The 14,335-nt window shown below is 35.2% G+C and carries 9 protein-coding genes and 1 pseudogene; 1 reads left to right on the top strand and 9 read right to left on the bottom strand.

Going from position 1 to position 14,335, the window contains the following annotated elements; genetic code table 11:
• Positions 1 to 23: 23 nt before the first annotated feature.
• The 3 genes from ACZ9EE_RS27900 to ACZ9EE_RS27890 all read right to left on the bottom strand — a co-directional run bounded on the left by ACZ9EE_RS27900 (position 24) and on the right by ACZ9EE_RS27890 (position 6,028).
• Complete coding sequence (locus ACZ9EE_RS27900; RefSeq protein ID WP_476031815.1) at positions 24 to 2,930, bottom strand: glycosyl hydrolase 115 family protein; 2,907 nt, start codon at positions 2,928 to 2,930, stop codon at positions 24 to 26.
• A 100-nt stretch (positions 2,931 to 3,030) separates the two neighbouring features.
• Complete coding sequence (locus tag ACZ9EE_RS27895) at positions 3,031 to 4,773, bottom strand: SGNH/GDSL hydrolase family protein (protein ID WP_476031814.1); 1,743 nt, start codon at positions 4,771 to 4,773, stop codon at positions 3,031 to 3,033.
• Positions 4,774 to 5,176: 403 nt separating this feature from the next.
• A complete protein-coding gene (locus ACZ9EE_RS27890; protein WP_476031812.1) occupies positions 5,177 to 6,028 on the bottom strand; it encodes a helix-turn-helix transcriptional regulator in 852 nt (283 codons plus the stop codon).
• A 554-nt stretch (positions 6,029 to 6,582) separates the two neighbouring features.
• Between ACZ9EE_RS27890 and ACZ9EE_RS27885 the strand changes: the two genes are divergently transcribed.
• A complete protein-coding gene (locus tag ACZ9EE_RS27885) occupies positions 6,583 to 7,380 on the top strand; it encodes an SDR family NAD(P)-dependent oxidoreductase (protein WP_476031811.1) in 798 nt (265 codons plus the stop codon).
• A gap of 266 nt (positions 7,381 to 7,646) precedes the next feature.
• Here ACZ9EE_RS27885 and ACZ9EE_RS27880 read toward each other — a convergent pair whose 3' ends face one another.
• The 6 genes and pseudogenes from ACZ9EE_RS27880 to ACZ9EE_RS27855 form a co-directional block, all read right to left on the bottom strand.
• The gene (locus ACZ9EE_RS27880; RefSeq protein WP_476031810.1) at positions 7,647 to 9,161 is read right to left on the bottom strand and encodes a right-handed parallel beta-helix repeat-containing protein; all 1,515 of its coding nucleotides are present in this window, start codon (positions 9,159 to 9,161) and stop codon (positions 7,647 to 7,649) included.
• 133 nt (positions 9,162 to 9,294) lie between these two features.
• Entirely contained in the window at positions 9,295 to 9,435 is a 141-nt protein-coding gene (locus tag ACZ9EE_RS27875; RefSeq protein WP_476031809.1) for a hypothetical protein, read from the bottom strand.
• 254 nt (positions 9,436 to 9,689) lie between these two features.
• Positions 9,690 to 9,884: pseudogene (locus ACZ9EE_RS27870) on the bottom strand (NAD-dependent epimerase/dehydratase family protein); the annotation flags it as partial.
• A gap of 275 nt (positions 9,885 to 10,159) precedes the next feature.
• Positions 10,160 to 11,230 carry an N-acetylneuraminate synthase family protein gene (locus ACZ9EE_RS27865; protein ID WP_476031808.1) on the bottom strand — a complete coding sequence of 357 codons (1,071 nt, stop codon included), beginning with the start codon at positions 11,228 to 11,230 and terminating at the stop codon, positions 10,160 to 10,162.
• A gap of 102 nt (positions 11,231 to 11,332) precedes the next feature.
• Positions 11,333 to 12,964, bottom strand: a complete 1,632-nt coding sequence (locus tag ACZ9EE_RS27860) for a cytidylyltransferase domain-containing protein (RefSeq protein ID WP_476031807.1) — start codon at positions 12,962 to 12,964, stop codon at positions 11,333 to 11,335.
• A gap of 47 nt (positions 12,965 to 13,011) precedes the next feature.
• Positions 13,012 to 14,289, bottom strand: coding sequence for a lipopolysaccharide biosynthesis protein (locus tag ACZ9EE_RS27855; RefSeq protein WP_476031805.1), 1,278 nt, complete (start codon positions 14,287 to 14,289; stop codon positions 13,012 to 13,014).
• Positions 14,290 to 14,335: the final 46 nt, after the last annotated feature.

Raw genomic sequence — 14,335 nt, 5'->3', positions numbered from 1 at the left:
GCCCGAAATATAATGTAACTTACTCATTTCCCTATATAATAAGTTTCCGTCGGCCCGAGATAGCTGCTTGCAGGTTTGTTTCCTTCCGGATAAATGACCAGCTTTTCCAAAACAAATCCTGGGCTCACCGCATAAATCCTCAGGTTATTTAATCCCGCCTTACAATTTATAACGCTACAGTGACAGCGGATGTGATTCAGCACCCCAGCTGCCCAGTTTCGATCATCAACGCGATATCCTTCCGGAAGTGTATTAATAATGTTAATGTCATCCTCATTTGCTTGAATTCCACAGAATAACATATTATCTGTAGTGACCGGATTGGAAGGTTGCATATATAATTCCAATTCATGGACTCCAGCTTCCTGAACTACAAAATAGTATTCCAGATACGGTGCGTCCTTTCCTACTGTAAAATATTCCGTTGTCGGAAAAGCCTTCATGGCAGATAATGTCTTGCCGTATCCCTCAAGCACTTGAAATCTATTAACATCACCCTGCTGATTTGTTGCTTCCTTATTCAGAAAATAATGTTCGGCTTCTATGGAAATATATCCATTGGTCTCGACAAAGGTCATATTAGGTAATTCACTAAAATCATTCTTCGATACGTTGACAATGATTGTACAGATCCCATACGGCATCTCCACTACAATACTGCCTTCTGTCTCGTCATTCATCGCACTGCGATCAATCGTTACAGTAATGACTTCAATCGTTTTTTGTCTTCCATCTAAGCTGCCGCTCGTCTTAGAACACATCAGCCACTGATTTTTACAAGTAATCTTAAAATCTGCATTTATATCACTAATACTAGAGATCGTAAAGGAAGCTTCCTCCACATCTGGCCGTAAAAAGTCATTTAAATATACTTTATTTTTATGCCATGCGCTACCCTCAGAGTGCTGATCTGGCCCATCCACTGAAACTACCAGTCTTGGCTTATTAGCAGGTAATACGTGCATTAGTACAGGGTTCTGGCATTCATCCTCATTCCAGCGAGTAAATCCGATATGCTCAGATAGTCCCATTCCGTACCACTTACCATTTTCAATCGTATGATACTCCTCAACCAGTTCCCTATCTCTTTTCAGGCATTCTCTAATCTGATCAGCCAGTCTGTTTGCTTCCATTTTACCCAGCTTTGCATCGTAATGGTTTTTCCCGGTAAGCAGCCACATCTTCTGCAAATTTAGATTTCCTACAGCAGGGTAATATATAAGTGAGAAATAAGCAGAAAAGTTTTCGGTATCAACATTCTTATATAGTTCCTCCGCAATATCCAAAAGATATTCGATTTGCTGTAATGTATGATCCGTTTCTTTGTAATTCACCGGGTGATAGACTTCGGAATTCATGTGTTCAGGTCTACGTTTATGAGCAATTTTTGTATATCCTGTAAGTAGTTCGAATACCTTCTTCTTTTGATCCTCACCGAACACACCATCAAACTGCTTTTCCATCCATTCCTTTGTATAATTATCGTTCTTATTAACTGCACTCGTTCCCCATTTTTCAAAATCATAAGCTAAATCTAAGAAATAAGATAAAGGAAATTCCTGTGTACAAATATCACCTACATTCACAATCCACAAATCCCGAATACCAAAGTCGTAAGCCATCGTCATTTGTTCCCATATTTTAGGAAGGTAGGAACTGTTGATCCATTCATACGAGATGGGTCCGCCATGATAATCAAAATGATAATACATACCATAACCGCCATTATGATTACGCATTTCTTTGGTTGGTAAGGTCTGCAAGTTTCCATGATTATCATCACAGAGCATCAGTATGACATCTTCAAGCTCCTCTGAGTTCATTAACCCTGGTGTATCCTTATCTCCATAAAAGAAGGGTTCCACTTCTTTATATAATGCCAGCATTCTTGGCACTTCCGAAAGTTTAGGGTTAATATTTTCCCGAATCAACTGGTTTTGTGTTCTTAGTACATCTCGCAGCAATTCGATATTTTCTGCCAGTGTCGCTTCTTTACCCATGATGGAAGTGTCTTGTTCGCCTCGCATACCAACCGTAATGACATTTTCAAATTTACCGCTGCGCTTCAGACCGTCTTCCCAGAACCGTGTAATCCCTTCTCTATTCGTTTTAAAATTCCAGGCATCGCCATAAATCGAGTTCTCTCCACGCAGATATTTATATTCCTCACCATACCGCAGACAAGGCTCATGATGAGAGGCCCCCATTACTATGCCATATTCATCTGCTAATTCAGCATTTGCTAACCCCGGACCGTCATCACTAAAACGAGCTGACCACATGGCTGGCCAGAGATAATTTCCTTTCAATCTTAGCAACAGTTCAAAAACGTGATCATACATATCTGCATTAAACCCGCCAAAATTCTTCATTGTCCAGTTACCAAAGGCCGGCCATTCATCATTGATAAAAAAACCGCGGTAACGGACAGACGGCTCTTTAGATATGTATTTCAAGTTTCCACTTAAGGAGAATGAATCTTTATGCTGTGGCTTCACACCGCACCAATCTACCAACGGAGAAACACCAAGTAACTCTGATAAATGAAAAAGACCGTATATGGTACCGCGTTTATCACTTCCTACGATGACCAATGCCTTATCAACGCCTTCAAATGGATGATGAATCACTTGAAATAAATATACTTCTCTCTTTCCTTTTATTTCTGACAGATCAATCAGCTTATTCTCTTCAAGTTCATCAAGTACTGGGCTATGATCTACAGTTCCATACAAAACAGCATTCTTTCCAAGCTTATGTCGGTCCGTGGTTGCTTGTGGTGCAAATCCGAAAACCAACTCTATATCATGCATAACCTTTCTAGCTATTCTATTTACACCACTGAAAGCTTCTTTTTCCTGATAAAATAATGAATTATCATTTGAAACAGATACATTTTTTAACATTTCTTGGTTGATTGCAAATTCCATAAACAAATCCTTTCTTAAAACTCCTGATTTTTCATTTAAATTGTAGTAGAATTCCAACGACCTTTTTAAAATTCAGGTTCCACGCAGGAACCTGAATTAGTTACAAAGTATATCCGAATCCCAAAATGGTAAAAAATTTGTCTTCATTATCGGAAGCCATCTTGATTTCTACCTGGTGTTCCCGGCAGACATTTTCCTGATACAAAATGACAGCATTGCAATGAGTCCAGTTAACTTCATGTGGGTCGGCGGATTTTAGTTTTTGGCCATCTACAAATATATCCGCTATACCAAACTCACTACTTCCTGAATCCTTATAAACAAGAATGAGACTTCTGCTGTTGATCGTCATTTTGAAACTTTCATTTCCCGATGTCGTGGTATTCATCCAGTTATTTGGGAATTGAGGAGTAACGAAAGGGTTATCATCCATCTCAACCAGTTGCAAATCTTCATCTGTTTCCGAAAAACCGCCCATAGTTATCCTTGTATCTATTCGGTTATCTTTCCTATCAAGTAACTGAACATCTTTAAAACAATTACCGATAAGCGGTGATTTATCTATTACAATGTCAACTTGATCTTTAATGGACTGCTTTGTTTCGGAAAATAAATAAGAAAGGCAATCTGCCATTATAGTATGACCGTCATTAGTAGGATGATAGATATCATAAAAAAATTGCCTCTTGGTTATGATGTTTCCCTCTTCCTTTGTAAGCCTAAACTGCTCAACCACTGCATCCTTTACACTTACCATAGGAAGATCATAGTGCTTTCCTACAGGAGAAAGCCTGTCCTGTAGATTCCAGTCATTTTCAAACACACTGAATAATAAAATAACAGCTGGTTTGTTTTCTGAAGAAAGTATTTTTAAACAGAGGCTCTCATAACAAATTCCCTTTGTTTCGTCTCCGGCATCATTTACTGCAAACTCAACAATCACGATATCCGGCTCTACTTTTCCATTCCTTAAAATATCGCGTTCATATCGAATCATGCCGAGCTCGGATGGGGTACCTCCTACTCCGGCCTTTACAAAATGGACATTCTTCCCATCATCTTTCCCAAACATTTCTCTGAATTTCAGATAAGATTGATAGGCATAACAATGAGTAGGGATTGGTTTTGCTCCAGCACCCTGAGTAATGGAACCCCCTATGTACGCGATGGTAACATCCTCGCCTGTTTCTGCTTTTTCAATTGCTGCTTTTAATCTTTGATTGTTTCCTTTACTTAAAAGGGATTTTCTAATCATGGCATGGTAACCCTCTGAGTCGAATGCGACCGGCGGTTCCAACGCTATCTCAGGTACGTTATAGGCATCATGCAGATAGAATTTAACACTTGCTGTTGCTAGTTCACCTGGATGGTCAAATTCAAAGGCAAATTTGCCAAGCACATCATCATCTTGGGACCATTGAAAATCCCCAAGTTCTAAAATCATCTCGGTTCCATCTGTAGGACATGGCATTCTTAGTAGTGTTCCAGTTTCATATTTATTCTCTTTTCCATAATTGTGTAAGACAAAATTGATTGTTCCTGCATGTTGATTTCCTGTTTTTATTATTACACCTATACTGTGAACCAGCTTATGAAATCCCTCACAACTATCAAGAAGAGTCAAAATTCCCTCATCTCTGACGCCACCTACAAGGTTTGCAATACTTTTCAATCTTCCCTCATCTAAATAGATTTCCTGTGATGGATTACCATCATTACGGGGAGTTGCCTCAATCACTTTCTCAAACATAACGAAAAAGCTATCCCGTTTGTCCACTGGATCCTTTGGAGCCTTGAAATCATTTCTATCGTCATTTTTTAATAATCTGCTTTTATCAGTCATTTTTACCTATCCCTCCTATGAATGATCTATTTTTTTACGACAACATAATTTAGTCAATTTTCATAATAGACACTTGACTCCATACAAATGGAAGTGGTTATAATGAAAGGTAATAACCACCTTTTTGTTATCACAGAACAAGATTTACTATGTTTGACTAATCAACAAACAAACCTTTTATTAACTATCATTTTATTATAATTTTTAGAAAGGTCAATTTATTTTTGAAATCGCTTTAATGATTTCGAAACCCTACTTGAATGAACCTATTAAATTAATCCTATAAAATAATTTTATTTCTTTTGGAATTCAGCTACAGTACTTTATTTAAGAAAACAAATAAACGCACAAATGAAAAATTTATCGTTCGTCTGAAAATTCGTATACTGTTGGAAATAGAGTCCTAGTTCCAATTTTTAAGACGTAATTGACGAAATTCACTTGCCGTTACACCTACTTTTTCCCTAAAGTAACGGCTAAAATGTGTAGCACTTTCAAACCCAGATTCGTATGCTACATCTTTTATTGGTTTAAGCGGTTCCATTTCTAGTAAATATTTTGCATGAGTAAGCCTGCATTCCATTACAAACTCCATAACCGTGTAGCCAGTCTTTGTCTTTATTACGTGTGCAACATAAGATCTGCTTAAATTCATGTTGTCTGCTATACTCTGAAGTGTCAATTTGTTCATAAAATGAAGCTGAAGATAATCGACAATCTTTTCAGCATAAACAGCTTTCTCTTCTTTTTTATTTGGAAGGTTAATCGAATCATTCATTTGTAGAAGCTTATGTACAATAATTAATGCCTGAAGCAGCAATATTTTTATTTCTGTCTCAATCTTAATGTCACGCGAGTCAGATCGGTTTAACTCTGCAAGACGGATATACACCCTTTCCAGTTCCTTTGATTCTTGATTTTCATTCGTTCGAATCAAACAATGGTGCAATCGTTGAAAGGTATCCAGTAGATAGATGCTTCCCATTTCCATTAGAACACCTTTAATCCAATGTGGAGAAAATTGAATAACACTACGGACATATTCACTAGTTGGGTTAACATTTGGCTTATGCAAGGTCAAGCCATCCATTAGAATAATATCCCCTGGCTTCAGGTCATAAATTTGATTGTGTATTAAATATCTGCAGTCCCCTTCATGGAAGAAATAAATCTCATAATCGCGATGAGAATGGTAATGGAAGGGAAGCTCTACTTTCCTAGTATTTCGATATCTCACTATTAGTGTTTCATTCAAAACCCTTCAGACCTCCAATGGAACTATTTAATAACATTTGAGTGACTGCACTCTTGATTGACTTATGAGTTTAATCTAATTTTACTTTTATTGGATTTCTTGAATCTAGTAATCTTCATATACCTAAAGTGTTTGATTCAAAAGCAAGTTGCGTTATTCGGTAATGGTGTGCAGAATCTTGTTTAAGTTTAAAATTATTTTAAATAGTATTTTGCTTGCCTATTTCTATTATTGTTTTGATTATTTTTCCCTTCAATCAGACATTTTTGATTTGAAGGGATAAATTAGATATTAAATGCATTTTGTTAATTAATACTTTTTTGGTCAATTAATACTTTTTGTCACCAAATCTTATTACCATCTTGTTAGAGTTGGGCTTTACCCGCTTTTATCTTTCATATCATGTACAATTACCGAATTTCCTTTTATTCTTTTCTACAGGAAAAGAGAAAAATCCCCAAAAATGTTAAACTAAATTGAGAGAAATTCCTATTAAATTAGAAGCTATTTGTATCTTGAAGTTGGAGCTGTTAAAAATAAATGGAGGTGTTCAGATGTCTGATTATTCGTTTGTAAAAGAAAAAGTCGCAGTTGTTACAGGAGCTGGAAGCGGGATAGGACAAGCGGTTTCAATCGGTCTAGCGAAAGTGGGATCGATCGTGGTCCTAGTGGGACGATCGGTTGAAAAGTTAAAAAAAACAGCTGATCTGATTGAAGAGATTAACGGTAACTCTGTGGTAGTGCATGCAGATGTAAACAGCATCGAAAGTGTGGAACAAATGGCGTCAACTGTGTTAGAAATGGTCGGTGTACCATCTATTCTTATTAACGCCGCGGGGGTTCATGGCGAGATAAGATGGATAAAGGAAAGCGACCCGCAATTATGGATCGAGACGATGATGATTAATACGACGGGACCGTATCTTGTTTGCCGCGCTTTTATGAACCAAATAATTGAACAGGGCTGGGGCAGAATTGTGAATGTGAGTTCCGCCGCTTCACTTGTAAAACCCAACGGCGTAAACAGTGCCTATGCAACAAGTAAAGCTGCCCTAAATCATTTTACTAGGCAGCTTGCATCAGAGCTGGAAGGAACAGGGATTACGGCCAATCTCATTCATCCTGGTGAAGTAAAAACTCAAATGTGGGCAAATATAAAATTTGACGCTGAAAAATCAGGAAATCAGGTTATGACAGGGTGGGCTGATATGGTTGGAGAATCAGGCGGCGATTCTCCCGAGAAAGCATTGGAAGTCATCCTAGATTTATTAAGGCCCGAATCAAATGAAATAAATGGAAAATTTCTGTGGATAAAAGATGGTATAAAAAAGCCTATGCCAAGCTGGGATTAAGAAAATGACTTACCCATCCTTCTGCTGTCCGCCAAAGTTTTCTATGCATATATCAAAAAAGCATAGATTACCCAATTTAAAAGACTGCTTCCTAGTGTTTAGGAAGCAGTCTCTTTTAGGAATAATGTTTTTTCCCTATTTTAAAGAACCATAGTTGGAAGAATTACTATTAAAGCTTTTATAAATGAATCAGGCAACTTCATGGTGCCATTGCACTGGAAACACCCACTATGGTTGTATGGGGTACTTCTCCCAGTGGAAATTCCTTATTTGGTTATTAACGCATTCGCCTCTTGAATAAGATAATTTGCTGATTCCTTCTCTATATGCTTTCCAGATTGCGCCTCTATCTCATTAATAAACGAAGATAGATCATGGTTCTTTAGTTTCATCTGTAGGCTGTTTGCGATTCCCTCATTATCTATTTTTCCGTCTTGATCGAATAATGTTACTAATTCCTGTAAGGATATAACGGGATCTTTGTCAGCAAGGTAGCCTAAACCGTATTGATAAAGAGAACTTGTCGGTACTGGACGCATAAATGCAATATCAGGTAAACTTCCGTCCGGTTTTCTAGGTGCCGATAATTGGCTTATATCCAGACTTACAAAATCTTTAGTAGTGATTTGAAGACCACCATCTATTGTCCAAGAATTATTCGTTTCATGTTCTGCCGGGGTATTATCACTTTCTGTTAAAATACCCTTATAAGCAATGTTATTGTGTAAAACTTCTCGGTAACCATCGATGTTATCTACACTTGTTGGACTAACACGCTCTAGCATATTGAAGTTAGCACCATAATGAACACCATTATTATAGGCCGTGTTATTCGTCCAGTTAGCTGATTGCCCTGGCATATGGTTCGCATAAAAGCCATTAGCTCCGTTATTGACAGACAAACAATACTTAACGGTATGTAATGGTAATGGGTCTGGAAGTCCAGTTGTTGCATAAGCATATCCGCCGACTTTAAACCCATTTTGGTCACCTATACCATTCTGATTACCCTGATTATTAAAAGACCAGTCATGGTCATAAATCACTGATCCATGTGAATTGATACTGTCAAATCCATCATCACTATTATGCCAAGCACGGTCGTTAATGAACGCAACGGCATCTCCATGAGCACCAAAACCATCTGTATTTCCTGCATTATTAGCATTTGGTCCTATGTTGTTATAAGAATCACTATTAATAACAGTTCCTGAACCATGAACATTAAAGTAAAAACCATTGGCTTCATTATCATGAGCAGTCATATTTTCGAAATTGGCATTACCTCGAATATTAAAAGCTTCGGATTGTTTTTGAGCACCGGCTTTAACCCCGATCACATCAAATCCTTTGAATGTAAGATTGGTTGCACTAGGATCTATAAAAAAAGCTGCCACACGTCTATCTGTTGGTACATTCTTGAAATCAAAAACAGGTCTTGGATCCCCCGGATAGGCCTCATAGGTAATTCCACTCTTAGTAAAATCATTTACATAATGGTAAGTATTATCAGTTTCTGCACTAGTAAATTCATCATAAACTCCGCCCCGAATATATACAGTATCCCCAGGGGAAGCAACGGATTGTGCCTTCATTAAGCTTTGGAATGGCGCGCTTATAGTTCCTAGATTGCTATCACTTCCAGTTGGTGATATGTAGAAACTTTTCGAACCTGTAATTGTCGCACTCGTACTTGGTACTCCTTCTGCATAAACAGCACTTGACATAAACGATCCGGCAAGCATACTGCCGATTACAAATAAACTCCCTATTTTTTTCAAAGATGATTTCCCCTCTCGTCAATGTTATGCGATCCGAGCTGACTTGTCCTTGGTTAAAGCTTTCATAGATTCCTTGTTTCCCGGAACAGTTAGCATAGGGATAGGCAACAACAGTTGCGGATAAAGTCACCTCCTATTTATCATAGCGAAAAATCAGCCATTCTTTCCCATGCTGTGCATCCATGCAATGCCTTCTTATCACTGCTTTTCCAATTAAACGGGCCAACTCAAATCTGTAACCTTCATCCTGGCCATCGATCGATATGATTGACACATTTCCACAAGCTGCCTAACTCTTTTACGTATTTACTTCGAAAAACCAGTTAAATGTTAACGGTTACTTTTATAACACTATAGTGTAAACATTCAGTTAACTCAATGTCTGAAAATCTCTTATTTTCTTTCAAAATTATCTGAGAGTCGTTGCTAAACCTCTTTTTTTAAAACACAACCAAAAACTTGGCAAACAAAAGGCATGCCAAGTTGATTATATGTTACTTTTCTTAATTAATTATACAAAAGAGCCTAAAGATTATTTTTGTCAAGAAGGTCAATCCCATAAAATTTAAAATATTTACATGTAATCTCTTTTACTCTATTTATTGATTCAGGCTTACTGTTTAAAAAATTATCAAGAACAATAAGTTCATAACAAGCATTAAGCAATTCTATACAAGTATGACTACCAATATAGCCTGCCCCACCTGTTACTAAAATAGCCATTAATCAATATTTTCCTTTAAAAATCAATTATTTTTACAGGAATATAAATAAGGTAAAATAATATCAATAACAAAATTACCCCTTTAAATATAATCTTATTAAAAAAATTGTAATTTAAAGTATGACTCTAGCATCCTCTTAATGAGAACAAAAACGAGGTGAAATATATAAAATATCTTATATCAATCGTTTACAATTAATTTAAGAATAAGAGTACTGAATCTGTAACATTCAGTACTCATCAGACATCTTTAATTAAAATACTATTTTAATTTTTATTTGATCATTTCAAATTGCAGTATTGTATCTTCCGAAATATCTACTAAAGCTTCTTTGCCAATAACATTCATAATATTTTCTGGGGGAATACCCGTCCCTGGCCTCTTAAATGTAATCATATCTTTAGATATAATTGTTCCTTTTTTTATATCACAATCTGCAATCAAAGATCTTCTAGCATTTTGCCTAGCTGAAAGTTCAGTATCTAAACATGTAATTTCATAGCTGCCTCTTATTTCATCAATAAATGATATACCCTTAATGATCTTATTGGCATCCTCAGGTGCCATTGCATGATAATGGTCATTCCCCGGAAGTGACTTGTCCAAAGTAAAGTGCTTTTCTACAACAACAGCCCCTAAGTTATATGCAGTTTTAATAACATCTGCATCGTTGTCCGGCTTCGTGTGGTCAGAATAACCAATAATCAGCTCAGGATATTTATCCTTTAAACTAACAATCTTATTCAAATTTGCATGATTATATGGCGTGGGATATTCTAAAACACAATGCAACAATACAATTGGTCGATCGTTATATTCCCGTATAGTCTGAACTGTCTTTTCAATTTCTTCTTCATTAGATGCTCCAACCGATAACAAGATAGGTTTACCTTTTTTTGCTTGATATTCAACAAAAGGTAAATTATTTAAATCCGATGATGATATTTTATAAACATTCATTAAATCATAAAGGTAATCAGCCGAGTCAATATCAAAAGCTGTTGATAAGAATTCAATCCCAATCTCCTGACAATACTCACTTAACTCCTTATATTCAGAATTAGAAAAGCTGTCATACTTTTTAAAAAGTTCATATTGCGATGTAGTTGTCTCTTCAGTAGTGTCCCAATATGAAGGCGAATTTTTTGCAGCAAGAGTTTCAGCCTTGTAGGTTTGAAATTTTACTGCGTGAATTCCAGCTTCCTTTGCCTCTCTTATCATCAACTTAGAAGCTTCCATAATTGATATGTCCATCTTTTTGGCAATATCATAGTAATTAACACCTATCTCAGCAATTAATACAAACTGTCCACCTTTAGCTCTTTCAATAATTGTGCTGCTCATAGTATATAGTCCTCCTTTAAATATTTTATTGTTCAATCAAATACTTTTATAAATTAATTTTAATTTTTTCTTCTCATTTGTTATATAATAGATTAAAAAAGCTTAGTCGTTAAAAATAATCTCCATAACACGACATATACCTTTTGTTAGATCATGATTCAACATTCTTTTATTCATCCGCTTTCTAAGATCTACATCATTAATAAGACGATTTAGAGTATTCAATATTCTTACTTCATCAGTTTCATGATGTATTCCTAAGTTAATAAATCCATTATAATTATGACCAAACAAATGAGTCATTTCTCGATAATTTTGAGCGCAGATAATTGCAGGAGTACCCACCATTGCGATTTCATACATCGTTCTTCCTGCTGAAGAAAAGATAATATCTGCATTTACCATATGTTCTGCCATATTTTTCACTGAACGATATACATGTATTTCCCTATTAATATACTTTATCTTTTCCATTAAAGATTCCTCATTAATATAACCAGGTCCTAGTATAATAGTTATATTAAAGTTATTATTTGATTTTGAAATTGCATTAAGAGTCTTTAATGTAAGATTATTTGGGTCAGTTCCACCAAAAGTAATTAGTACACTTTTAACTGCTTTATTTATATCTTTAGGTTTAATATTTAAGAATTCATTTTTTCCACAATAGTATTTTTCACCTGTATAAAAATTTTCACTTGGAACAGAGCCAGGATACAAAGCATTAAAAACACCGTCAGCGAACTCAGCTCCGTTACCTAAATCTTCAAAATTAAAAACTTTAATCCCCATTTCTTTTAGAGATATAATATAATCAATGGTTGTATCTAATATATCGTTAATAACGATATCAGGTTTAATGGAATTAATTATCGATAAAGGGTCTCCATGAAATGTTTCCACCTTAAAGTTTTGACCGCGTATCATATTTATACCTAACTTATGTTGTTCCTCCATGAGAAAAATTACCTCATGATCGATCATGTTGTTAGCTAATGTAATGGTACGATAAATATGTCCAAGCCCAATTTCCTTATATCCATCTACTCTTATAATAACTTTCTTTTTCTTTAAGAGCTTTTCTGCAATCCACCAATCCGTAGGTGAATCAATATCAACACTTTCATACTTATCGACTTCAATTAAACTGACATTTTCTCCAAATCGGCTATCTGGAGTTATAACATTACGTCTTGAAGCTAAGACAGCACCGGTTTCACGGTACTCTGAAGGTAGATATTGTCTATTTTTTCTTTCTGAGTAATTAGGCTTAAATATTTCCCCATCTTTTCTCCAGGACAAATGGCGATCATCAACTGCAGTTAATACTGTATCATATTGTTCAAACACCAATTTTTCAATCACCTTTTCCAAAGTACCAGTTGTAAGTAAAGGAGAGGTTGGTTGAATAGTAACAACAATATCAAAGGAAAAAATTTGTTTCTCTGCCCTCTGCACTGCATCAAAAATAACTGGATCTAAAGGAACTTCATCTGAAGCTAAACTTTCTGGTCTTCTAATAGCTTCTGCCCCATACTCTTTTGATATAGCTGCTATTTCATCATCATCTGTAGAAACGATAACCTTGCTAATATATGAGGAATTTAATGCTGTTTGTATCGTGTAAGAAATCAATGGTTTTCCATTTAAATGGCGTATATTTTTCCTTGGAATTCCCTTTGAACCTCCCCTAGCTGGAATAACTGCCAAAACTTTATAATTAAAGATATTCATTTTTTATCACACCTTTTTTTCAATATCATTGATAATTGAACATTCTTTTATTTGAACGAAACATTTTGTATATTAGGTTGCTTTATTTTAAGCCAAAAGATTAAATTCATAATTATAGAGTAAAATGTAAATGATATAGAAGTTGCAAGGGCCACCGAATTTATGGATTTATTAAAATGTATAAATGTAATACACAACAATACATTAAGAAGAATACTCATTACTTGGATTAATAAATATGTTTTTTGATTATTAGTTGAATTAAAATAGTTCGCTGCTATGTTAACGAGAGCTAACGGGTAAACACCAATTATTAATATTTGTCCAACCATTATTCCCTGGATATATTTCGGCATAAACCAAGTTATAAAATAAGGTAATAAAAAATAACCTATTATCACAAAAAATAACATGATGATTGCCAGCAATTTATTAACTTTCATATAGAATCTTTTAATTTCGAAGAAATCACCGGTACTGACTAACTCAACCACTTTAGGGTAAAAAACTTGACTTAATACTTGTGGAAAAAGCATTACCATATTAAATACCATCATCCCAACGCCATAATTCCCCATATCCTTTGGAGCCATATAAATAGAAATGATAATTCGATCCGTTCCTATCATTATGCTCCATACCAAACCCACAATTAGTATTGGAAGACCAGTTTTTATTAGTTGACCATATTCGCTAAGCTTGTACTTTACTTTTAATTTAGGAAAAATGCCTTTTGCCATAAAACATTCAATTAATAAAGATAAAAGCATTCCTAAATAGAGTCCTATATATCCTATAAAATACACCAATAAAATCGTGAGGATCGACTGTGAGATACTTTTTATTGAGATCAATTTAGAAGCTTTATTAAAGTTTTGTGCAGATTTATAGTACATTTCCGCATAATCTGATAAATAAGTAAAGCCTGCGATTAACGAAGCTAATAATAACCCAACTTTGTACTCAATTCTAATTTCTGTAATGAAAAGAACGCCACTTGAAATTAAGAGAAGTACTACCAATAATAATGGAAATGAAAAAATAAAGGAGAATACTGTTTCTCTTATACGCTGTACTCTATTAAAGTCGTTCCTTGCTAAATAAAACGGTACCTCTCTATTCATTGCATTCAAAATGCCAAATTGGAATAGTGGAGTAAATGTAAAAATAAGTGATACAGTCAACCAGTAACCATATTGTTCAGGACCAAGGATATTCCTGGTTATAACACCTAAAACAAATGACAAAGCCGCAGTAAGTAATGTTGCTGATCCAAGTGAAGCTATGTTATTTAATAATTTATTGTTTTTATACTTTTTTATCATAAGTGTTCCAACTAACTATATTATTTTTTATTGATTCTTTTTCCAT

Source organism: Bacillus sp. URHA0034 (assembly GCF_056280405.1).
Note: the sequence above shows the minus strand (reverse complement) of the source record. Positions and strands in the feature narration are given on the sequence as shown.